This is a genomic window from Microbacter sp. GSS18, assembly GCA_029319145.1.
GTDB lineage: Bacteria > Actinomycetota > Actinomycetes > Actinomycetales > Microbacteriaceae > Microbacterium.
The window spans coordinates 1,896,759-1,919,700 of the sequence record CP119753.1; the positions used below are offsets into that span (position 1 = coordinate 1,896,759).

General features: G+C 70.0%; 18 protein-coding genes. 7 read left to right on the top strand and 11 right to left on the bottom strand.

The window, feature by feature from the left end; genetic code table 11:
- Positions 1-15: 15 nt before the first annotated feature.
- Positions 16-957 carry a sulfite exporter TauE/SafE family protein gene (locus tag P0L94_08930; protein ID WES66188.1) on the bottom strand — a complete coding sequence of 314 codons (942 nt, stop codon included), beginning with the start codon at positions 955-957 and terminating at the stop codon, positions 16-18.
- Between the two features lie 84 nt (positions 958-1,041).
- On the bottom strand, positions 1,042-1,503 hold the full coding sequence (locus tag P0L94_08935) for an Rrf2 family transcriptional regulator (GenBank protein ID WES66189.1): 462 nt from the start codon (positions 1,501-1,503) through the stop codon (positions 1,042-1,044).
- Positions 1,504-1,700: 197 nt separating this feature from the next.
- On the opposite strand from P0L94_08935, the gene P0L94_08940 reads away from it, so the two are divergent.
- The 3 genes from P0L94_08940 to cysN are packed head-to-tail and all read left to right on the top strand — an operon-like array spanning position 1,701 to position 4,615.
- Positions 1,701-2,453, top strand: a complete 753-nt coding sequence (locus P0L94_08940) for a 3'(2'),5'-bisphosphate nucleotidase CysQ (protein WES66190.1) — start codon at positions 1,701-1,703, stop codon at positions 2,451-2,453.
- The gene (gene cysD, locus P0L94_08945; GenBank protein WES66191.1) at positions 2,450-3,361 is read left to right on the top strand and encodes a sulfate adenylyltransferase subunit CysD; all 912 of its coding nucleotides are present in this window, start codon (positions 2,450-2,452) and stop codon (positions 3,359-3,361) included. The genes P0L94_08940 and cysD overlap by 4 nt, the downstream gene beginning before the upstream one ends.
- A 12-nt stretch (positions 3,362-3,373) precedes the next feature.
- Positions 3,374-4,615 carry a sulfate adenylyltransferase subunit CysN gene (gene cysN / locus P0L94_08950; protein WES66192.1) on the top strand — a complete coding sequence of 414 codons (1,242 nt, stop codon included), beginning with the start codon at positions 3,374-3,376 and terminating at the stop codon, positions 4,613-4,615.
- 4 nt (positions 4,616-4,619) lie between these two features.
- Here cysN and P0L94_08955 read toward each other — a convergent pair whose 3' ends face one another.
- The 3 genes from P0L94_08955 to glf are packed head-to-tail and all read right to left on the bottom strand — an operon-like array spanning position 4,620 to position 7,323.
- Complete coding sequence (locus P0L94_08955; protein WES66193.1) at positions 4,620-5,369, bottom strand: ABC transporter ATP-binding protein; 750 nt, start codon at positions 5,367-5,369, stop codon at positions 4,620-4,622.
- Complete coding sequence (locus P0L94_08960) at positions 5,369-6,181, bottom strand: ABC transporter permease (protein ID WES66194.1); 813 nt, start codon at positions 6,179-6,181, stop codon at positions 5,369-5,371. The genes P0L94_08955 and P0L94_08960 overlap by 1 nt, the downstream gene beginning before the upstream one ends.
- Before the next feature lie 5 nt (positions 6,182-6,186).
- A complete protein-coding gene (gene glf, locus P0L94_08965) occupies positions 6,187-7,323 on the bottom strand; it encodes a UDP-galactopyranose mutase (protein ID WES66195.1) in 1,137 nt (378 codons plus the stop codon).
- Between the two features lie 199 nt (positions 7,324-7,522).
- Here glf and P0L94_08970 point away from each other — a divergent pair, with 199 nt between their 5' ends.
- Positions 7,523-9,430: a glycosyltransferase gene (locus P0L94_08970; GenBank protein WES66196.1), complete on the top strand. Its 1,908-nt coding sequence runs from the start codon at positions 7,523-7,525 to the stop codon at positions 9,428-9,430.
- Positions 9,431-9,469: 39 nt separating this feature from the next.
- Here the strand turns inward: P0L94_08970 and P0L94_08975 are convergent, their stop codons facing one another.
- Complete coding sequence (locus P0L94_08975; protein WES66197.1) at positions 9,470-11,494, bottom strand: hypothetical protein; 2,025 nt, start codon at positions 11,492-11,494, stop codon at positions 9,470-9,472.
- A 231-nt stretch (positions 11,495-11,725) separates the two neighbouring features.
- Here P0L94_08975 and P0L94_08980 point away from each other — a divergent pair, with 231 nt between their 5' ends.
- From P0L94_08980 to P0L94_08990, 3 genes are read left to right on the top strand one after another with little or no spacing between them, the layout of a single operon-like run.
- Positions 11,726-13,831: an acyltransferase family protein gene (locus tag P0L94_08980; GenBank protein WES66198.1), complete on the top strand. Its 2,106-nt coding sequence runs from the start codon at positions 11,726-11,728 to the stop codon at positions 13,829-13,831.
- Between the two features lie 39 nt (positions 13,832-13,870).
- Positions 13,871-14,764 carry a glycosyltransferase family A protein gene (locus P0L94_08985; GenBank protein ID WES66199.1) on the top strand — a complete coding sequence of 298 codons (894 nt, stop codon included), beginning with the start codon at positions 13,871-13,873 and terminating at the stop codon, positions 14,762-14,764.
- A gap of 9 nt (positions 14,765-14,773) precedes the next feature.
- Entirely contained in the window at positions 14,774-15,853 is a 1,080-nt protein-coding gene (locus P0L94_08990) for a glycosyltransferase (GenBank protein WES66200.1), read from the top strand.
- On the opposite strand, the gene P0L94_08995 is transcribed toward P0L94_08990, so the two are convergent.
- From P0L94_08995 to P0L94_09015, 5 genes are all read right to left on the bottom strand, one after another.
- Positions 15,812-17,587: a glycosyltransferase family 2 protein gene (locus P0L94_08995; GenBank protein ID WES66201.1), complete on the bottom strand. Its 1,776-nt coding sequence runs from the start codon at positions 17,585-17,587 to the stop codon at positions 15,812-15,814. The genes P0L94_08990 and P0L94_08995 overlap by 42 nt on opposite strands.
- A complete protein-coding gene (locus P0L94_09000) occupies positions 17,574-18,326 on the bottom strand; it encodes an ABC transporter ATP-binding protein (protein WES66202.1) in 753 nt (250 codons plus the stop codon). Before P0L94_09000 ends, P0L94_08995 begins: the two co-directional genes overlap by 14 nt.
- On the bottom strand, positions 18,326-19,186 hold the full coding sequence (locus P0L94_09005) for an ABC transporter permease (protein ID WES66203.1): 861 nt from the start codon (positions 19,184-19,186) through the stop codon (positions 18,326-18,328). Before P0L94_09005 ends, P0L94_09000 begins: the two co-directional genes overlap by 1 nt.
- An 82-nt stretch (positions 19,187-19,268) precedes the next feature.
- A complete protein-coding gene (locus P0L94_09010) occupies positions 19,269-21,092 on the bottom strand; it encodes a glycosyltransferase (protein WES66204.1) in 1,824 nt (607 codons plus the stop codon).
- A gap of 3 nt (positions 21,093-21,095) precedes the next feature.
- Positions 21,096-22,784, bottom strand: a complete 1,689-nt coding sequence (locus P0L94_09015) for a glycosyltransferase family 2 protein (protein ID WES66205.1) — start codon at positions 22,782-22,784, stop codon at positions 21,096-21,098.
- Between the last annotated feature and the right edge of the window lie 158 nt (positions 22,785-22,942).

Below are 22,942 nucleotides of genomic sequence, written 5' to 3' on the forward strand. Positions count from 1 at the left end.
CGGGACCGCAGGCTGTCAGTCCCCCGCGGACTGCGACGCGCGCATGCGCAGCTCGGCGCGGTGCGTCGCGCGGAGCCCGTGACGCCTGCGTGCGAACGCCCACGCCACCGTGCCGAGGACGAGCGTGGCGACCGCCGCGACGAGAGTCCACGTGTTGCTCACGCCGAGGAGCTTCAGCCCCGCGACCACCAGCACGATCGCCAGGGCGCGGCGGACGATCCCCCCGGAGATGCGCGACGACAGCTGCGCGCCGAGGAAGGCGCCGGGGACGCTGCCGATGATGAGAGGCCACACGACCGCCCAGTCGACGTCGCCGTAGAGGAGATGGCCCGCGGCGGCGGCGATCACCAGCGGAACCGCCTGGACCAGATCCGTGCCCACGAGGCGGTTCGCCGAGAGCACCGGATACAGCGCCATGAGCGCGACGATGATGAGAGACCCCGAGCCGACCGACGTGAGCCCGACCATGAGTCCCCCGACGACTCCCACGATCACCGTCGGCACGACCCGCACGCGCACGTCGGACTCCGCCTCGCCGCGCGGCGCGATCTCGCCGCGCGCGATGCGCTGCCGCTCGACGAGCTGCAGATACGCGCGCGCGACCAGGCCGACGGCGGCGACGATCAGCACGACGCCGAGCGCGGTCTTCACGAACGCGTTCACGCCGGCGATCGGTCCGATCGCGCTGATGATGAGGGCCCCCGAGAACGCCGCCGGCACGGAGCCCACGACGAGCCACAGCACGATCCGCCAGTGCACCGTGCCCCGTCGCATGTGGACGATCGAGCCGACCGGCTTCATCGCCGCGCTCGTGATGAGGTCGCTGGAGACCGCGGTCAGCGGCGGGATGCCGAAGAAGAGCACCAGGACGGGTGTCATCAGCGCACCGCCGCCCATGCCCGTGAGCCCCACCACGACGCCGATGCCCAGTGCGGCGATCGTCAGTCCCCAGTCCACGCGAGCCTTCCCGATAATCCCGACCGATTTAGTCAGCAATTATGCACGGCGCGGTCCGGCGAGGCCAGAGGCCGTCACCTTTCGTTACGTCGGGTTCGCCCAGGCGCTGTCGTCGGCGGCGAGTTCGGCCACGTGGGGCGGCAGCTTCCCGGTGGCGACATCGGCGATGGAGGTCTCGTCCAGGACCTTGCGGACGTTCGCGCGCAGCGCGACCCAGAGCCGGACGAGGGACGGCGCCTGCTCGCGATCATCGAGCTCCGAGGGTCGCGCGTCACGGACGTACACGAGAGGTCCGTCGACGGCGCGGATGACGTCGGCGACGCTGACGAGATCCGGGTGGCGCGCCAGGCGATAGCCGCCGCCCGCTCCGCGCCGGCTCTCGACGATCCCCCCGCGGCGGAGATCGACCAGAATCCCCTCCAGGAACGTCGCCGGGATGCCTTCCGCAGCGGCGACCGCCTCGGACGGCAGGAACCCCGCCTCGAATCGGTCGGCGAGCACCACGGCCGCCCGCACCGCATAGTCGGCACGGGCGGAGATTCGCATGCCAGCGATTATCCCGCACGTGCGCGGCGGCCTCCGGAGCCACACGTGTCGTTTTCGCTGTGTGACGCACGCGCGCGGCGCGGCGCAGGCCCACCGCTATCATGGGTGCTCGTCGGCCCGGACACCCGCGGCCGACCCACCCGAACAACAGCGGAGGACGCATGCCCGGGAGTGTCGCAGGTCCGGATGACGCCGGCGTGGCGGTTTCCGTGGCGGGCTCCGCGGCGGCGGTGCTGCTCGGCATCCGCGCCGAGCACGGGCTCGAAGACGCGCGAGGCCTGAAGTCCGCCGGCGACGCGGGGGCGCAGGCCCATATCGCGTCCCGGCTGGCGGCGGAGCGCCCCGACGATGCCGTTCTGAGCGAAGAGGCGAAGGACTCCCCCGCCCGGCTCTCGGCCTCGCGGGTGTGGATCGTGGATCCTCTGGACGGCACACGGGAGTTCTCCGAGGGCCGCGATGACTGGGCGGTGCACGTCGCGCTGTGGGAGTCGGGCGACCTGACCGTCGGCGCGGTGGCGCTCGGCGGTCCGGACGTCGTGCTGGACAGTGCGAGCGTCTCCCCTCCCCCGGCACGCGGCGACGGACCGCTGCGGATCGCCGTGTCGCGGTCGCGGCCGCCCGCGATCGTCGCCCACGTGGCGGAGCAGCTGGGCGCGGAGCTCGTGCCGATGGGATCCGCCGGAGTCAAGATCTGCGCGGTGGTCACCGGCGAGGTGGACGCGTACGTCCACGGCGGCGGACAGTTCGAGTGGGATTCGGCCGCGCCGGTCGCGGTCGCCCGCGCCGCGGGTCTTCACACGTCGCGGCTGGACGGATCGGACCTCGTGTACAACCGGGCGGATCCGTACCTGCCGGACCTGGTGGTGTGCCGGCCCGAGCTGGCCGGAGATGTGATGGGTGCGATCGACCGGGCGCGGGTTGCCGTGCCCGACGGAGAGGGAGTGTTGTGACGTCACCGAACAGGTACGCCTTGTCGCAGTTGGAGTTGTTGGAGGCGGAGTCGATCCACATCATCCGTGAGGTGGTGGCGCAGATGGAGAAGCCGGGGCTGTTGTTCTCGGGTGGGAAGGACTCGATCGTTCTGCTTCATCTGGCGATGAAGGCGTTCTACCCGGCGCCTCTGCCGTTCCCGATCGTGCACATCGACACCGGCCACAACTTCCCCGAGGTGATCGAGTTCCGGGACGCGCACGTCGACAAGCATGGGCTGCGGCTGGTGGTCGGGTCGGTGCAGGAGGCGATCGATGCCGGGCTGGTGCGGGAGGAGCCCAACGGGTCCCGGAACCGGATCCAGACGCCGGTGCTTTTGGACACGGTCGAGCGGCATGGGTTCGACGCGATGATGGGCGGCGCCCGCCGTGACGAGGAGAAGGCCCGCGCGAAGGAGCGTGTGTTTTCGTTCCGGGACGAGTTCGGGCAGTGGGATCCGAAGAACCAGCGTCCCGAGCTGTGGTCCCTCTACAACGGCCGCGTCCACCCGGGTGAGTCGATCCGGGTGTTCCCGTTGTCGAACTGGACCGAGCTGGACATCTGGCAGTACATCCACAACTACGACGTCGAAGTCCCCTCGATCTATATCGCGCATGAGCGGGATGTGTTCGAGCGGGCCGGGATGCTGTTCGCCGCGAACGAGTTCTGCACCCCGAAGGAGGGTGAGGTCGTGACCACCCGGATGGTCCGGTACCGGACCGTGGGGGATGCGACCCTCACCGCGGCGGTCGCGTCGGAGGCGACGACGATCGAGCTGGTGATCGAGGAGATCGCGGCGACCAGGATCACCGAGCGCGGCGCGACCCGCGGGGACGACCGTGTCAGCGAAGCGGCGATGGAAGACCGCAAGAAGCAGGGATACTTCTAAACACTCATGGATATGTTGCGTTTCGCGACCGCGGGATCGGTCGACGACGGCAAGAGCACCCTCATCGGCCGTCTGCTGTATGACTCGAAGTCGATCTTCGAAGACCAGCTCGAATCGGTGGAGGCCACCAGCCGGGACCGGGGAGACGAGTACGTCGACCTGGCCCTGCTCACCGACGGGCTGCGGGCGGAGCGGGAGCAGGGCATCACGATCGATGTCGCCTACCGGTACTTCGCGACCCCGCGCCGCAAGTTCATCATCGCGGACACCCCCGGCCACGCCCAGTACACCCGCAACATGGTCACCGGCGCGTCCACCGCCGACCTCGCCATCGTCCTCGTCGACGCCCGCAAAGGCATCCTGGAGCAGTCCCGCCGGCACGCGACCATCGCCAGCCTCCTCCGCGTGCCGCATATCGTGCTCGCGGTCAACAAGATGGACCTCGTCGACTGGTCCCAGGACGTGTTCGAGAACATCCGGGACGAGTTCTTCGCGTTCGCGTCGAAACTCAACATCACCGACATGACCGCGATCCCCCTCAGCGCGCTGAAGGGCGACAACGTGGTGACCCGGTCCGAGAACATGCCCTGGTACGACGGCGGGAACCTGCTGCACCACCTCGAGAACGTCTACATCGCCAGCGACCGGAACCTGCAGGACGTCCGCTTCCCCGTGCAGTACGTCATCCGCCCCCAGCAATCCAAGCATCGCGACTACCGCGGCTACGCCGGACAAGTCGCCTCCGGGGTCCTCAAGCCCGGCGACGACGTCCTCGTCCTCCCCAGCGGCCTCACCTCCACGATCGCGTCGATCGACACCGCCGACGGACCCGTCGACGAAGCGTTCCCACCCATGTCGGTGACCATCCGCCTCACCGACGAGATCGACATCTCCCGCGGAGACGTGATCTGCCGGCCCCAGAACAAACCCGAGATCACCCAGGACATCGACGCGATGATCTGCTGGATGGACGAACACCCCCTCCGGGTCGGACAGAAACTCTCCATCCTCCACACCACCCGCGCAGCCCGCACCATCGTCAAGAACATCCACTACCAGCTCGACGTCAACACCCTCCACCGCGCAGAAGGCGAACACACCCTGGGCCTGAACGAGATCGGCCGCGTCACCCTCCGCACCACCACACCCCTCGTCGCAGACCCCTACTCACGCAACCGCACCACCGGCAGCTTCGTCCTCATCGACGAAGCCACCAACCACACCGTCGCCGCCGGCACCATCACCGACAACTGACGGGTCACTTCGCCGGGGCCGCCCCGGTGTCGGCGTTGTAGCGCTCGAGCACGTCGCCCAGCGGCGCGTCCATGACGAGACGATGCTCGCGGAGGTAGAGCCCGCGCTTGCAGAAGCGACGCAGGTCGCGCTCGTTGTGGCTGACGAAGAACAGCGTGCGCCCCTCGGTCAGCAGTTCATCGATGCGCGAGTAGCACTTCTCGCGGAAGGCCTTGTCTCCGACGGCGAGCACCTCGTCGACGAGCAGGATCGGCTCGTCGAGTTGGGACACGACCGCGAACGCGAGGCGCACCTTCATTCCGCTGGAGAGGTGCTTGTACGGAGTGTCGACGAAGTCGGCGAGTTCGGCGAAGTCGATGATCCCGTCGAATCGACGGGCGATCTCGGCCTTGGGCATCCCGCGCAGACCGGCCGCGAGCCGCACGTTCTCTCGCACCGTCAGATCGCCGACGAACCCGCCCGTGATCTCGATGAGGGGTGCGACGCCGCCGTCGATCGTAACCGACCCCTCATCCGGGATCAGCACACCGGCGACGAGCTTCAGCAGCGTGGACTTGCCCTGACCGTTGCGCCCGACGACCCCGATCGACTCCCCCGGCTGCACCGAGAAGGACACATCCCGGAGCGCCCAGAACTCGCCCGGCGGCGTACGCCGCGAGGTCCCGCCGAACAGGTCCTTCACGCTCCGTCGACCCCTCCGGTTGCGCCGGAAGAGGATTCCGAGGTCGCGCACGTCGATCGCGGCGCTTGTCATCACAGCTCCTTCAGGACGGCGCGCTCCAGCGCGCGGAACGTGTACCAGCCGAGCAGCAGGACCGCGACCGTGACGACGGCGCCCACGACGACCGAAAGAGTGTTCCACTGCTGCGGGAAGTACGGCATCCGGTACAGCGTGAAGATCCCGGCCAGCGGGTTGAAGACGGCGAGCTGGGCGAAAACGCCCGGAAGGTCCGACACATCGTAGATGACCGGCGAGGCATAGAAGAGCGCGCGGAGGATGAGCCGGGCCGTGCGCTCCAGGTCCGTCCAGAGCACGCACAGCGGGGCCAGCAGCAGGCCCAGGCCGACCAGCAGCAGCGTCTGCATCATGATCGCGACGGGAAGCCACAGCAGCCCCCAGCCCACCGGTGCGCCGGTGGCGATGACGAAGAGCGCGAGCACGGGGAGCGAGAACAGGAACTCCGTGCCCTTGCTGAGCACGATGCGGTTCACCCAGATCGATCGCGGAATCGCGGTGGAACGCACCAGGCGCGCGTCCTTGTTGAACGCGCGGGTGAAGTCGGTGATGGACGCGTTGAACCACACCCAGGGAAGCAGGCCGGCGATGAGGAAGACGATGTACGGCTGCTCCCCGACGCCGCCGCGCTGGAATACCTGGGTGAAGACGAACCAGTAGATGCCCGCCATCACCAGTGGGTCCAGCACCGACCACAGATAGCCCAGGGCGCTCGTCGAGTAGCGGACCCTCAGGTCGCGCGACGACAGCAGCCACAGGGAGTGCAGATAGTGGCGGAGCGAGCCCGGCGCCCCGACGGCGGTGCCCGCGTTCTCCCGGCGTCCGGTCACGGGAGTCAGGCCAGCTGGTTGTTCCACATGGACAGGGCGGAGCCGATCGCCATGTGCATGTCGAGATACTGGTACGTCCCGAGGCGCCCGCCGAACAGGACGCCGTCCTCGCCCTTGGCGAGTTCGCGGTACGACAGGAGCCCGGCTCGGTCCTCGGGGGTGTTGACCGGGTAGTACGGCTCGTCGTCACGCGAGGCGAAGCGCGAGTACTCGCGCATGATGACCGTCTTGTCGGTCGGGTACCGGTCGGCACGCTCGGGGTGGAAGTGGCGGAACTCGTGGATGCGCGTGTACGGAACACCGGCGTCGGCGTAGTTCATCACGCTCGTCCCCTGGAAGTCTCCGACCGGGAGGACCTCCTGCTCGAGATCGATCGTGCGCCAGCCGAGGGCCCCCTCTGCGTAGTCGAAGTACCGATCCACCGGACCGGTGTACACGATCGGCAGCTGACCGACCGTCGCGGCCTTGTTCAGCGGCTGCGACGCGTCGAAGAAGTCGGTGTCCAGCTTCACGTCGATGTTGGGGTGATCGGCCATGCGCTCGAGCCAGGCCGTGTAGCCGTCGACCGGAAGCCCCTCCCACGTGTCGTTGAAGTAACGGTTGTCGTACGTGTAGCGCACCGGCAGGCGCGAGATGACCTCGGCGGGCAGGTCCTTCGGATCCGTCTGCCACTGCTTGGCGGTGTAGTCGCGGATGAACGCCTCGTACAGCGGCCGTCCGATGAGCCCGATCCCCCGCTCCTCGAGGTTCTGCGCGGTCTTCGCGTCGAACTCGCCGGCCTGGTCGTGCACCAGGGCGCGCGCCTCGTCGGGCGTGTACGCGGACTGGAAGAACTGATTGATCGTGCCCAGGTTGATCGGCAGCGGATACACGACGCCCTTGTGGTTGGTGTACACGCGGTGCACGTAGCTCGTGAACGCCGTGAAGCGGTTGACGTACTCCCACACCGTCGGGTTGGACGTGTGGAACAGGTGCGCGCCGTAGCGGTGGACCTCGATGCCGGTCTCCGGCTCGTCCTCGCTGTAGGCGTTGCCGCCGATGTGCGGACGACGGTCGATGACCGTGACCTTGCGGCCTGCCTCGGCGGCCCGCTCCGCGATGGTGAGGCCGAAGAAGCCGGAGCCGACGATGAGAAGATCCATGCAGTGCTGCCTTTGCGCTCGAGGGGCGGAGGGACGCCGGCGGTGTCGAATCGCCCGCGGTGGCCGCGACGATCCTACTGGATGGCGTCTGGGATCCCGGCGAGCCGATGCCCGCGCGCAGATGGCCGGCCGGGGTCGGGCGGTAGGATCGAGCGGGCATCCGACGCGTCGGAACCGACCCAGAACCCGGAGATCTCACGTGCCCTTCCTGCTGCAGAGCGTCGTCTTCCCCCAGGAGCGGGACCCCGACCTGCTTCCGCTCTACGTGGATCCCGACGCGTGGTCGAAGATCGGCGACGAACAGGTCCGTGTCGCCGACCGTGCGGGCCGGGCCGTCGTGCTCGACCGTCGGCGGGTCCGGGTCTCCGCGGGCACGCGCGCGTCCTTCGGCACCTACTTCAACGCCTTCCCCGCGTCGTACTGGCAGCACTGGACGGGTGTGCGCCAGGTCACGCTGACCGTCTCGCTCTCCGGCCCCGCCGCGGTGCTGGTCTACCGCTCCAACGGCGACGGGACGACGCAGCGCATCGCAGCGCGCGATGTCGGCGGCGAGTCGCATTCGACGTTCCGCCTCGAGCTGGACGGCTACAGCGACGGCGGCTGGATCTGGTTCGACGTCGTCGCGGGCGAGGAGCCGGCCACCCTCGAGGGCGCCCGCTGGGAGACCGATCAGGCCCCCGAGCGCGACGGCAAGGCGTCGATCGGCATCACGACGTTCAACAAGCCGGACTACTGCGTCGAGACGCTGCGGGCACTGGCGCGGTCCGAGGACGTGCGGGACGTGATCGACCGCATCTTCCTCATCGATCAGGGTGACCGGCCGGTCTCCTCGCAGCCGGGCTTCGACGCCGTCGCCGCGGATCTGGGCGACACGCTGCAGGTGGTCGTGCAGGCGAACCTCGGGGGCTCCGGCGGCTTCTCCCGGGCCATGGCCGAGTCCCTCGAGCGAGAGGAGACCGCGTTCGTCCAGCTGCTGGACGACGACGTCGAGATCGAGCCCGAGTCGGTGCGCCGGGGAATCGTCTTCGCCCGCTACACGACCAAGCCCGCGATCGTCGGCGGCCACATGTTCGACCTGCTCGACCGGCCGCGTCTGCACGCGTTCGCCGAGGTCGTGGACGAACTGCCGTTCGCGTGGCGACCGGTGCACGAGGACCGCATGCCCCATGACTTCAGCGTGTCGAACCTCCGCCAGTCCCCCCTGCTGCACCAGCGAATGGACGCCGACTACAACGGCTGGTGGATGTGCCTCATCCCCACCGAGACGATCCGTGCGGTGGGGCTCGCGATGCCCGCCTTCATCAAGTGGGACGATGCGGAGTACTGTCTGCGGGCGCGCGAGGCGGGCTTTGCGACGGTGACCCTGCCCGGCGTCGCGCTGTGGCACATCTCGTGGCTCGGCAAGGACGACTTCGTCGACTGGCAGGCGTACTTCCACGCACGCAACCGGATCGTCGCCGCCCTCCTGCACTCGTCGGCGCCGCGCGGCGGATCCCTGCTGCGCCACAGCCGCCGCATGGATCTCAAGCACCTGCTGTCGATGCAGTACTACCCGGTCGCGCTGCGTCATCGCGCGATCCGCGACATCCTCACCGGGCCCGCCCACATGCACCGCACGCTGCGCACCGTCCTTCCCGACGCGCGCTCTCTCGCCGCCGAGTTCCCCGAGACCGTCCTGCACCGCGAGGCGGGGACCCCCCTGCGTGCCCGCCTGGGCCGTCAGGTCTCCGAGGGGCGCCGCGGCCGGTCCTCGCTTCCGGGCGGATGGCGGCTGCGCTGGTTCACGCTCAGCTCGCTCGTGCGGCACTGGGTCCGCAATCCCGCCCACGCGGACGGGAGCCTGCCCGAGGTCGAGGTGTCCAAGACCGACGCGCAGTGGTGGCGTCTCCCCCGCTATGACAGCGCGATCGTGAGTGCGGCGAACGGCTCCGGCAAGAACGTGTACGTCCGTGATCGCGCGCGCTACCGCAGCATGCTCGTGGAGAGCGTCCGGCTGCACCGGGCGCTCAGCCGGCGCTGGCCCGCACTCGCGCGGGAGTACCGCCGGTCCCTCGCGGCGATGACCTCGCCCGGCGCGTGGCAGCGGGAGTTCGACGCCGCGGACTGAGCGGGACGCGGTGCATCACGCACGCGGGCCGGTGGGACGTCAGTCCAGCGGACCGCACTGGTCGATGCGGTACAGCTGCGTGTCGCCGGCTTCGGCCACCAGCTCGAACAGCCCCGCCTCGACCGCGGCATGGGGACCGGGGAAGAAGTCGCCGGCGGGATCGCCCTGATCGAGGTCGTGCGGCGAGTAGAGCACGTACCGGACCTGCAGGGCGTCCAGAGCGCCGCAGATCTCCGGGTTCTCCTCGATCTGATCCAGGCGGAACGCCAGCGCCCGGCGGTTCGCATCCCACTGGCCGTTGAGGTGTGGGAACACGGGCTCGTGCTCGCCGAAGACCCACGTCCAGGCGGAGCCGTCCCAGGGGTCGCCGAGAATGAGCTGGCCGGCGGGGACCAGTTCGTCCAATGACGCGAGGAACCGCACCTGCTCGGCCGAGACGAGGTCGTCCTGCGCGGCGGTCTCGGGCATGCGGAACACCGCGGCGATGGACGACGAGACGCCGCCCAGCGTCAGTGTGGCGGCCGTGACCGCGGCCACGACCCATGCGCTCACGATCGGAGCCAGTCTGCTCGGCGGCAGGCTGCGGCGCGCGCGGATCCGGGCGGCGACGGCCAGGATCCCGAGCGTGGCCAGGACCACCCCGAGGATCGGGAGCGCGGACAGCAGCCGATATCGGTCCTTGTACCACAGCGCCGTGGCGAGCTTGGTGAGCACGTCGTCGGATCCCGCGGCGAGCGCGAACAGCACCGCGAGGATGCCGTACGCCACGACGACCCATCGCAGCCCGCGCGTCCGCACGGCGACCACGGCGCCGATCGCCACGCACGCCGCCAGCACGAGGGAGGGGAACACCACCACGTCCCCGACGCCCGTGGGCCACGCCAGCGTCAGCACCTGCCCGATGCCGGCCGCGACGGACTGGGTCGCCGCCGCCTGCGGTCCGCCGAGCCGCTCGTCGAGCGGACGCTCGAACAGCCCGAGGGCGAGCACGACGTAGGCGAAGCCGACGGCGGCGACGACCACGACCGCGCCGACGACGGTCCACAGGGCGGTCCACGCACGCCGGCGACTTCGTCCGCCCCGGTCCAGCGCCCGCCGGAACAGCGTGACGGCCGTGGCGACCACGACGGGCGCCAGGATCACCGCCCAAGTCACGAGCGCGCGCGGCTGAGCGAAGCCGACGGCGGCGAGCACCGCCACGACCCCCGCGGCGCCCCAGGCGTCGGCGGCACGCCGTGCGCGTCCCCGTCGAGCCGAGCGAGCGCGCCACCATGCCAACGGAACGGCGACCGCCACGGGGATCAGCGCGTTGGCGAGGAAGTTGGGATAGAGGGTCCCCCACGACAGCAGAACGTAGGGCATCCCGCCGAAGACCGCCGCGAGCGGCGCCGCGACCATCCCGACGACGCCGGGCCGGTAGCGCGTCAGCGCCGTCTGCGCCAGCCACATGGCACCGGGGACCCAGATGCCGCCGGCTGCCGCGATCCACGACGCGTTCACCGCGGCGGGCAGGCTCGCCCCGGTGACCTGGACAACCGTGGCCGCCAGCGCGTGCCATGCCGCGGGGTAGAAGCTGAACGTCCGGTCGGTCTCGATGATGGTGCGCAGCGTGAGGCTGGAGGCGTCGCCGCTGCCGAGGATCGACGCGATGGCCGACATGTGGAACACGTTGTCGTACGTCTGGCTGACCTTCTCGGGGTCGGGCACGCCCGCGAAGGCCACGAACGAGATCACCGCCGTCGACACCGCCATCGCCAGCACGGGCGCCCACGCGCGCAAGCGCTCGCGCGGGAGCGCGACCGGCCGCCGCCGGTCCGCCGCCCACACGGCGATGCCGATGACGACGCCGAGCACAGCGGGCTGCCACCATGAGAACGCGATGCCGACCAGGGAGGCGAGAACGCCCGCGGCACCGATGAGCGCGATCCCGAGCGCTCCCGAGAGGGCGGTCCGGGCGACCACCGGGATGCGCAGAGCGGACGTCGCGATCAGTCCCGGAGCGAGTACCGCCGCCACGGCGACGAGCGTCGCCGGGATGAGCGAGAGCCACTGTGCGCCGTTCATCGGCGCCCGAGCAGGCCCGCCGCGGCCCGTGCACGGCCTGTGGCTCGAGGGTGCATGCGCTCTCCGTCCGCGGGCACCGACTGCCTGCCCGACACAGCAGTCTAGGCGACCGGCACGAGGCGCCTGGACGGCACGATGCGGACTCTCCGCACGGGGGTCGTAACATTGATTGGTCGCCCCGCCTGCCGTGGTCGGCGCGACCACCACCGACCGACGAGGGCAGACAACCGTATGACAGGCTCAGCGACCAGCCGGTCGCCGCACCCGAGCCCCGCGCCGGTCGCCCCCGGCGACGCGCGTGCCGGCGAGTCCGGGCGCCCGGGCGGCATGCGCGCCGACATCCAGGCGCTGCGCGCGGTGGCGGTCATGGCTGTCGTCCTCTACCACCTGTGGCCGGGCGCGCTCCCGGGCGGGTACGTCGGCGTCGACGTCTTCTTCGTCATCAGCGGGTTCCTCATCACCGACCACCTGATGCGACGTCAGGAGCGCACGGGTCGCATCTCGCTGGCGGGCTTCTGGTCGGCGCGGGCGCGCCGGCTGCTCCCTGCGGCGCTGACCGTGCTCCTCGCCTCCGTCGTGATGACCGTCACGCTCGCGCCGGCGACGCTGCAGGGCCAGTACCTGCGGTCCGTCATCGGCAGCGCGCTCTACATCGAGAACTGGCAGCTCGCGTTCGATGCGGTCGACTACCTCGGTCAGGAGAACGAGCCGCCGATCGCCCAGCACTACTGGTCGCTGTCGGTCGAGGAGCAGTTCTACCTCCTCTGGCCCCTCCTGATCATCGCGGCGGTGCTGCTGGCCGCCCGCCTCGGACTCCGCCCGCGGCGCGTGCTCGTCGCCGTGCTGTTCGCGGTGGCGGGCGTCTCGTTCGCGCTCAGCACGTGGACCAGCATCACGACACCGGGCATCGGCTACTTCGCGACCTACAGCCGCATGTGGGAGTTCGCCCTCGGGGCGTTCGTCTCGCTGGCGCCGGCATGGCGCGCGGGCGCTCCGGCGCGGGCGATCGTGTGGTTCGGCGGCTGGGTTGCGCTGGCCGTGTCACTGTTCGCGTTCGGGCCCGACACCGTGTTCCCCGGTCCGTCCGCCCTGCTCCCGACCGCTGCGACCGCGGCGCTCATCGCACTGGGCCCGCGCGGCCCGGTGCCCGCCCTGGACCGGGTCGTCGCGCTGCCGCCCGTCCAGTGGCTGGGCGATCACTCGTACGGCATCTATCTGTGGCACTGGCCCTTCGTGATCATGGCGCCCTGGGTGCTCGGGCATCCCACGGACCTGCTCTCGAACGTCGCCATCCTCGCGCTGTCCCTCGTCGCGGCCGCCGCCACCAAGAAGTGGATCGAGGATCCCGTGCGGTTCGGTGCAGCGGCGCGTCGATGGCGCCCGCGCCACGTCGGCGCGATGGTCGCCGCCGCGATGGCGTTCGTGGTCGTCGCCGCATCCATGCCCCTGGCCGCAGCATGGGCGACGGGGTCGCAGCAGAGCGAGCAGACCGTTGCCGCGCTGCCGGACCCGGCGAACTGCCTCGGCGCGAACGCGATGGCCGCGGCCGGCTGCGACGACGCACAGAGCGAGGTCACGTCGGCCGCCGATCTCGTGCCCGCCCTCGCGACGCTGTACGAGGACACCGGGGGCGCATACCGCTGCTACGACCAGAAGCCCTCGCCGGATCCGACGACCTGCACGATCGGCTCGACCGGCCCCGACGCCGTGCGCGTGGCGCTCGTGGGCGATTCCCACGCCGCCATGCTGATTCCGGCTCTCGAGGTGATCGGAGAGCGCGACGACTGGAGCGTGGACGTGTACGTCGGACGCGGCTGCCGGTGGTACGCGGACGAGCCGGATGCCGACTGCGCGGCGCGCCAGCAGGCGATCGACGCGCGCGTGCTCAGCGGCGACTACGACCTGCTCATCGAGACCGGCCGCAACTCCGCGGAGTACAGCCGCCAGGACCAGGACGCCAAGGCCGCCGCCCTCGCCCAGCGGTGGGCGCAGGCGCAGCGCAACGGGACGGTGGTCGCCGCCGTCGCGGACAACCCCGAGGTCCCGCCGACGTCCTCCGAATGCCTCGCCACCACCGACGAGTTCGCGTTCGACACGTGCGCCTTCGTCCGGTCCGGCCGGACCATGGACGCCGACCCGCTCCGCGCGGCCGCGGCCGCGAGCGGCGCCGCGCTGGTGGACCTCACTGCCGAGTACTGTCGCGATCAGACGTGTCCGATGGTCGTCGGCGGTGTCGTGGTCTATCGCGACGCCCACCACATCACCGCATCCTTCAGCCGCACGCTCGTGCCGGCGCTGTCCGGCGGGCTCACCGCCGCGCTGGGCACGGGCGACTGACGGCGCGAACGAGAACGGAGTACCACCATGCCGCCCCGTGTGAGCATCATCACCCGAACCAAGGACCGTCCCGTGCTGCTCTCGAGAGCGCTCGAGAGCATCGCCGCGCAGGACTTCGACGACTGGGAGGTGCTGATCGTCAACGACGGAGGCGACCCGGCGGCCGTCGCCCGCTGCGTCGCCGCGCTCACCGACGAGCAGCGCGCCCGCGTGCGGCAGTTCGACAACCCGGCGCCGACCGGCCGCTGGCCCGCCGCGAACCAGGGCGTGCGGGAGGCGACCGGCGAGTACCTCATCCTCCACGACGACGACGACCGGTGGAGCCCGGCGTTCCTCTCCCGCGCGGTCGCCTACCTCGACGCCGATCCGGAGCGCGACGGCGTCGTCGCCCGCACCACGATCATCTGGGAGCGTCCGGCCGGCGAGGGATACGAGACGTTCGCGACCGAGCAGTTCGTCCCGGAGTCGGTCGCGCCGCTGCTGATGGACCAGATGCGGTTCAACCACTTCGTCCCCATCGCCTTCCTGTACCGCCGACGCCTCCATGACGAGATCGGCCTGTACGACGACCGCCACCCGGTGGTGGCGGACTGGCAGTTCAACACGAAGGTGCTCCTGCGCGGGCCCCTCGAGTATCTGGACGACGAGCCGCTCGTCTTCTGGCATCAGCGCCCGTCCGCCCAGGGCACCGCGGGCAACAGCGTCATCGCCGAGAGCGACGCCCACGCCCGGTTCGACGCGCTGCTGCGCGACGAGGCGTTCCGGCGCCTGGTCGACGCCGACGGCTCCGGCATGGCCCTGTACTTCGAGCGGCGCCTCGCCGAGCTCGAGCGCTCGATCGTGTCGCGCCTCGAATCCCGCCATCTGCTGTACCGGGCCGCACGGGCCGTGGTGCTGAGATTCCGTGCCCTCCGCGGCACGGCCCGACGTTAGGAGACGGCCGTGCGACATGGCCCCCGGCTGCAGATCTTCCCCTCGTGGCGCGACAACCCGTACCTGGTGATGCTGGGCCTCGCGCCGCGCGCCGCCGGCTACGAGGTGCTCCCGTCCGTGTCGTACAACGACCTCACGGGCACCATGCGGCGGCTGGGCGCCGGGGACATCCTGCACATCCACTGGACGTCCCCGATCCTCCAGAACGCCCCGACGCGCAACCGGGCCAAGCGCCGGCTGTCGCGCCTCGCCCCGCAGCTCCGTCGCCTCCGCTCGCGCGGCGTGAGCCTGATCTGGACCATCCACAACCGGCTCCCCCACGAGCTGCGGTACCGCGACGAGGAGATCGCGCTCTATCGGCTGCTCGCCGAGTGCGCCGACCGCGTGCACATCATGGCCCCGAGCACTCCCGAGCTGCTGGCCGACACGTGCGTGCTGCCCCCCGAGCGGACCGTGATCATCCCCCACCCCAGCTATTCGGGCATCTACGACACCGGGATCACGCGCGCGGAGGCCCGCGAGAGCTTCGATCTGAACGACGGTGATCGCGCCGTGCTGTTCCTCGGCCAGATCCGCCCCTACAAGGGCGTGGGGAGCCTCGTCGAGGCCGTGGATCGTGCCGGACGCGACCGCGACGACCTCGTGCTCATGCTCGGCGGCGTCGCCAAGGAGGGGAGCGAGAAGGGCATCGGCGAGCTGGTCCCGGCGTCGGTGCGTGCACGCACGCTGTTCGACTTCATCCCGGATGCCGACATCGCGCGCTGGTACACCGCGGCCGACCTCACGGTGCTGCCCTACCGGGCCGTGCTCAACTCCGGCAGCGTCCACCTCGCCGCCACGTTCCGGCTCCCGGTCGTGGTCCCCGACGAGCCGCACCTGCGGGCCCAGTTCGGCGGCGAGCCGTGGGTGGCGTTCTTCGATCCCGAGCGCCCGGCCGAATCGATCGCCGAGCTGCTGTCGGACGACGACCTGTTCGCGGATGTCGGCCCCGAGAGCTTCGAGCCGTTCCTGGGCGACATCTCGCCGTGGCGGGTCTCGCTGGCGTATTCAGCGCTTCTTGCGGAACTGAGCGCGCAGGCGACCCAGTAGGCGGCGGGCGCGGGGCTCGATCACGATGCGGGCGCCGCGCAGCAGCCAGTGCCGGCGACGCGTCGCCCAGCTCGTCGCCCCCCAGCGATCCACCAGGACCGAGTCGTATCCCTCTTGATCGGCGACGGGCGCATCGGAGTCGAGCGCGATCGTCGACCCGTCGGTATGGCGCATGGCGACATGGGCGTGGCCGTACAGCGGCACCGACCGGGCGGCGAACGTCGCCTCCCATCGCCACGCCGCGCCGTCGGCGTTCCACCGCAGCCGTCGGGGCCGCACGAGGCGCGGACGACCGTGACGATCGGCGACGAGCAGAACGGGCGCCGTCTCCGGGGACGGCTCGGCCGAAGATCCCCGCACGTGCAGCACGCGGCCGCCGCGCATCTGCGTGATGCGGGCCGCGTCGTCGTCGCGACCGGACTCGACGGCGTCCGGCGTCGCGAGCGGGTGCCTCATCAGCTCCGGCACGCTCGCGGCGACGAGCTGGGGATCCAGGCGCAGCGCCGATTCGCGCAGCGCGTCCCACGCGTCGAACCACTCGGGGTCTCCGGGATCCCGGCTCGCGAGCACGTGGCGGATGCCGTCGCGAAGCGTCCGGTCGTCCAGCTCATGCGCCGCCGAGGCGTCGAGGACCCCGTCGATCACGTCGGTCCACAGCACCGCCGCCTCACGAGCGGAGCCGGCGGCCTCGATCGCGAGCAGTGCCGCCCCGCGGGCACCACGGACATCGCCGCGGGCGATCAGCAGGAAGGTGATGCGCTTGAGGGACTCGATCGGGGGCATCGCGCCGGTCAGGCCGGTGAGCTCGCCCAGCACGCCGAGCACCTCGGAGTCCGCCGGCTCGCTGCGGTCTCGGGCGGCGAGGTACTTCGACAGCGCGGCGAATCCGTCACGGTCGTAGATGAGTGCGGCGTACACGCGACGCAGGGCGTGATCGTCCGCTTCGTCGACCATGCGCGCGCACTCGAGCTCCTGCGTCAGGTAGCTCAGGATCGACGTGCTCGATCCTGCGCGCGACGTCATCGACGATCCGCCCGGACGCTCGCGGTAGAGGTAGACCACATCCGGGATGACGTCGACGGCCGGAGCGCGAAGGTAGGAGCGCACCATCGGCACGATGTCGTTGGAGCGGGGCGCATCGGGGAACGTGATCCCCTCGCGGTCCCAGAACTCGCGCCGGAAGGTCTTGTTCCAGCACGGCCGGCTCATCAGGAGCGTGGGCTCGTCGAGGACGCGCAGGCGGCTGCCGTGCCGCGAGAACCCGGCCATGCTCGCCGTCGGATGCCATGCCCGCGCGGACGAGAACTTCCAGTAGTCCCCGATCGCGATGTCCGATCCGCTGGCCTCGAGGCTGTCGACCATCGCCCGGTACGCGCCGTCGGGCACCAGGTCGTCGCCGTCGCTGAAGACCAGATAGCGTCCGCGCGCGTGCTCGATTCCGAGGTTGCGCGCGCTGCCTCCCCCGCGCGCAGTCGCGCGGATGAGCCGGATGCGATCGTCGGCCGCGGCCGCCGCCGCGACGATGTCGACCGTGCCGTCGTCGGAGTGGTCGTCGACGACGATGATCTCCATCCGCTCGACATCCTGCCGCAGGATCGAGAAGAGCGTCTCATCGAGCCATGGCGCGACGTTGTGCGTCGGAACGACGACGGAGAGCAGCGGGCGATCGCCGCCGTCGGGCCCGTCCGGCGACAGGTCCGCGGCGACGACGGCGGCGCGCTCAGCGCTTGTCAAGGTATCCGACCGCCGTCTCGATGTCGCCGTCGAAGACCTTCTTGCCCTTGCTGATCACGATCCCCCGGGAGCACAGCTCACGCACAGTGCCCGCGTTGTGGCTGACGACGAGCATGGTCTTGCCCTGCGCGGTGAGCTCCTTGATCTTCGCGTTGCACTTCGCACGGAAGGGCGCGTCACCGACCGACAGCACCTCGTCCACCAGCAGGATGTCCAGGTCGACGTGGATCGCCACGGCGAAGGCGAGCCGCATGAACATGCCCGAGGAGTAGTGCTTGACCTCCTGGTCGATGAAGTCGCCGATCTCGGAGAAGGCGACGATGTCGTCGAAGCGCTCGTCGATCTGCTTCTTGCCCATCCCCAGGATCGCGGCGTTGAGGTAGACGTTCTCGCGCCCCGACAGATCGGGGTGGAATCCGGCCCCGACCTCGATGAGACCGGCGACGCGTCCACGCGTGAGGACCTGCCCGCTGTCGGGCCGCATCACACCGGCGATGAGCTTGAGCGTGGTCGACTTGCCCGAGCCGTTGAGGCCGAGGACGGCGACGGACTCGCCCTCACCGACCTGGAACGACACGTCGTCGAGGGCGTTGAAGACGTCGGCGCGGACCTTCTTGCCCTTGATCCAGCCGACGAAGGCCTCTTTGAACGAATGCGTGTTCCGGCGCAGGAAGCGCTTGGACACGTGGTCGATGACGATGCACGGCTTGGCGGCCGTTTCGGTGAGTGCCTGGGACATCAGAGATCCTGCGCAAACGTTCGTTCGAATCGGCTGAAGGTGATCTGGCCGATGACCAGCATCACCAGGGCGACGGCCACCGCGACCGCGGCCGCCATCGGGAAGATGTCGGCGAAGACGTAGGGCTCGCCGGTTGTGCCCGCCCAGAATCCGGCGTGCGCCAGCTCGACGGCGACCGTGATCGGGTTGCTCATGTAGAGGAAGAACAGCCACTGGTGGTTCTGCAGGGCGGCGTCGATCAGCGCCCACGTGTACAGGACGGGCGAGGTCCAGGTGGAGAACATCTTGATGAGGTCGACGAAGTTCTGCGCGTCGCGGAACCGCACGTTGAGACCGGCGAAGAACAGCCCGAGCCCGAGCGCGAACGTGACGACGAGGAGGATCCCCGCCAGAGCGCCCAGCAGCGCCAGCAGCGATGGCGTCCACCCCACGAGGAGGCACACGACGAGGAGGATCGCGAGCTGCGGCAGGAAGTGGATCATCGCCACGATGATCGCGGCGATCGGGAAGAGCTCCCGCGGGAGGTAGATCTTCTTCACGAGCGCCTTGTTGCCGACGATCGAGCTGGTCGCGTTCCCGAACGCCTCGTTGAAGAGATTCACCATGACGATGCCCGAGAACAGGTAGATCGCGAAGTTCGGCACGTCCCGGTGGAACTGCAGGACGATGCCCATCACGAAGTAGTAGATGAGGAACTGGGCGCCGGGCTTGACGTAGGACCACACCCACCCGAGGACGGAGTTGCGGTAGCGCGTGGCCGTTCCCTTGCGCACCAGCAGGCGCAGGAGATACGTCCACCGCGCGACGTCGAGGATGCCGCGCCCGCGGCCGGGGACGTCGAATGCAGACGTGTCGATCATGGATCCAACGGACAAGGGGACTGCTTTCTCGGGAGGGTGGTGAACCGGACCATTCTATTCAGGCGAACTCGATGACTCCTGATCAAGGCCGGTGGCCGGTCTCGGCGCCGAGCACCTCCGGCCGGACGAGGCCGCGCCACTGCTCGAACGAGTTCTCGAGCAGCAGCGATTCCGAGCGCACCCACGTGTGCCCGTCGTCGTGACGGATGTACAGGTAGCCGAGCCCGTGCGTGCGGTATCCGATTCCGCCGGAGCGGAACGCGTCCAGGAGCACCGAACGGTCTGTGGAGTGCCGGGTCGGCCGCCAGCCGCCCATCGAGTCCAGCACGGCGCGGGGCAGCATCATGGCCCCGCCCGCGAGCTGTCGGTGATAGCGCTCCGTGGCGAACGTGCGGTGCACGGTCTGGTGGATCCGCTCGAAGTAGAGGTACTCCGTCGTCTTGCCGACCAGATCGGCGCCGGAGTAGAGGTAGGCAAGCACGAGATCCCACAGGACGTTCGGCGAGTACCAGTCGTCGTCGTCGACCTTCATGACGAGATCGCCGGACGAGGCGCGCACGGCGTCCGCGAGCACGCTGCCGAAGGGCTGGGAGGCGGGCCGCTCGAGCACGCGCACGAGTCCGGTGTCGACGAACCGGTCGAAGTCGCGCGCCACCTCCGGGTCGCAGCCGTGCAGCGCGAGCACGATCTCGAAGTCGGGGTACGTCTGCGCGAGCAGCAGCGCGAGGACGTCGCTCACGCGATGCGGTCGCACGGTCGACAGCACGACGCTCACGCGGGGAAGCGATCGGCCGGCCGTCCCGGCGGCCACCTGTTCGGCGAGGTGCAGGTATCCGGCGTGGGAGCGCATGGCGACGCGCCGCTGCGCGACCGAGCGCTGTTCGCGCGCGAGTCCGACGGCGCGGGCGTACGGAAGACGCATCAGCTCCACCAGCCGCGGGTGCAGCTGCGTGAGCTCGGCGGCGGCGACCTCGGGCAGGTCGTGCAGGATCGTCCCCGTGGCGGCGACCTCGGCGAGGCGGGCGTCGATGTGGGCGGCGACGGCCTGATCGATCACCAGGTCCTCGAGCGAGATCGCCTCGACGTCCGTCAGCTCGCGGACCACCGCGCGCGGCACGGGTGCGCCGACAGCCATGCGGACCTCGCGCTCGGCGGGCTCGTCGGTGACCCGCAGGACCAGCTCACCGCCGTCGGATTGGAGGGACGCGGACTTCGTCTCGGGTTCGTACTGCTGGATGCGGCCGATCGGGTTGTGGACAGACAGATCCACAAGAGGAATCTCGTCTCGCGCGACCGAGCGGGCGCGCTCGTGGCTGGGCGTGAGCGCGCGTGCGACACCGATCACGGACAGCATCTCGTCGGGATCCGTCTCCCGGTGACCGTCGGCCACGACGACGTCTGCCGAGGCCAACCCCACACCGGCCAGCACTCTGGGGGGAGCTGCGCTGTGTTCAGCCGCATGCCGACCGAGCAGGCGCACCGCGTCGTCGCCGATCTCCTCGTCGAAGGCGATGCGGGGGAAGCCCGCCCCCATCAGGCGGGTCGTCGGCGTGAACGCGCCGATGAGGCGGCGGACGATGTCGGCCACCTCGAACTCCTTGTCGAAGCGGATCCGCGCGGTCGCCGTGCGGCCGGGACGGTCATAGCGTATCTCGAAGGAATCCGCGTCGGCGAGCCGGGCCTGGCCGCGCCATCCGGTCACTGGCGGCAGCCACTCGTGCACCACCAGCGTCAGGTCCCTGGTGCGCCGCGGCGGGCGCCGGTTGATCGTCAGGGCGCGCAACAGCGAAGGATCCGCGACCGTGATCTCGAGCGGGCGTCCGCGGACGCCTCGCGCGGTGAGCGCGCTCCGCGCGTCGGCGACATCGTCGACGGTGAGTCGAATGCTGAAAAGACCCAATAGCACTCCTCAACCGTTCTGCTGGTCGGTGGGACGCGCAGCGCTCGTCGACGGACTCACTCGGTGCTTGACCGCGCGCAGCGTCGGCACCGTCCGACGAGCCACGCCATAGAAGACGCGTCGCATCCCGCGCCGGATCGTCGGGTTCTCACGCCGCTCCTTCTCCAGCATCCATTCCGCCCGGTCGAGCTTGCCGGTCAGCTCAGCGATGCGAGCATCCATCCGCCTGACCGGTGCGTTCAGGTCGGCGGTGCGCAGGTCCTCGATGCGCGACACCGACTCGGGCGCCCATTCCAGCCCCCACACGCGGTCGATGACGTCCTCGATGCTGTCGCCCTCGCCGACGTACGGGCGTGCGCGGTGCACAGCCGCGTTGTCCCAGATCGTGACGGCCTCCTCGGGCGCGTGGCCCGGGGCCATGAACCGCACCATGCCCAGCCGCCGCTGGTCCGCGTAGCGGTACATCTCGCGCACGCTGTCGGAGGTCATGCCGACCGTCACCGGCACATCCAGCCGGTACGGGCTCGGGAAGACGGTCTCGGGGACGGCGTCGCAGAATCGCACGCGGGCCTCGGTGCGGAACCACTCGCGCACGAGGTAGAGCTCACTGGCAGGGTCCGCCAGGACCCTGCGACGGTCCGCGGTCAGCAGGTGCCACGGGCCCACCAGATCCACCTGGACGTCGGTCTCGGTCGAATTGAGGATGCGGTCGACGCACGGGCGCACGTAGTCGACCGTGTCCATGTCGAACTCGACGACGGCGCGCACGAGGGGAACCTCCCACGTGCGGTTCTGACTCGTGCGCCGGTACCGCGGGATCGGCATCCGCTGCGCGAAGTGGACGTTGTTGACGCGGGCGACCTTCTCGGCGTGGTCCTGGACCGTGCCCCGGCCGAGGTGCCACGAGCGCGCGGACCGCGCCGGGATGAACACGGCGCCCGCCTGCCAGAGCTGATAGGCGATCTCGGTGTCCTCGCCGAGGCGCAGACGCCGGTCCTGCCCGTTCGTCTGCTCGTACACCGAGCGCGTCACCGACGCGCAGGCACCCATGTGGGTCGAGTAGTTGCGGCCGGCCGAGGTGTTGAGGTCATCGGTGTCGCGGAAGATCGCCTCGGACCAATGCTCGTGCAGCGCCGCCGGGTCCCACAGATCTGCGACGGATCCGTCCCGGACCTGCTCGACCACCGATTCCGGGGTGAAGTCCCACGACTCGACGAAGCCCTTCTGCCCGATCGTCGCGGCCTCGGGGATGAAGTGCGCCCACTTCGCGTGCTCGCGGACGTTGTCGCGGAAGAGCACCATGTCGGAGTCGACCCAGTAGATGATGTCGCCCGTGGACGCCTCGATGCCGATCGCCGTCGCGTTCGAGCGCCCCCACCCGGTCTCGGGGTCGACGCGGATGAGCGTGGTGTTGGGGTGGCAGTGCTCCCCCAGCTCGACGGGAGGCTCGGTGCCGTCGTCGACGACGATGACTTCGAGCAGGTCTTCGGGATAGTCCTGAGCGGCGAGCGACGCCAGCGTGAGCGGGAGCGTCTTGCTGTTGTAGGCGGCGATGATGACCGACACCGACATCGTCGGCTCCCAGCCCTCGGGAACGGTGCCGTCGAAGACGTCCCTCCATTCGTTCTTGCGGACGACCGAAGAGGATCCGGCTTCGGACAGGACGGTGGACCGGGGAGTGTCAACAGCGTTCGGCACACGACGATGATAGCGGCGCGGCCCTGAGCGTCCCCCGCGAAGCCGTTGCCGCCGAGAGCGCGCCCGCGGGGCCGGACGCATACCGCCTCCGCGTGCGAGATGCCACGCGTGAGATGCCAGTATGGGGAGGTGCTCGGCGCGGACACCGGAGGGAGGAG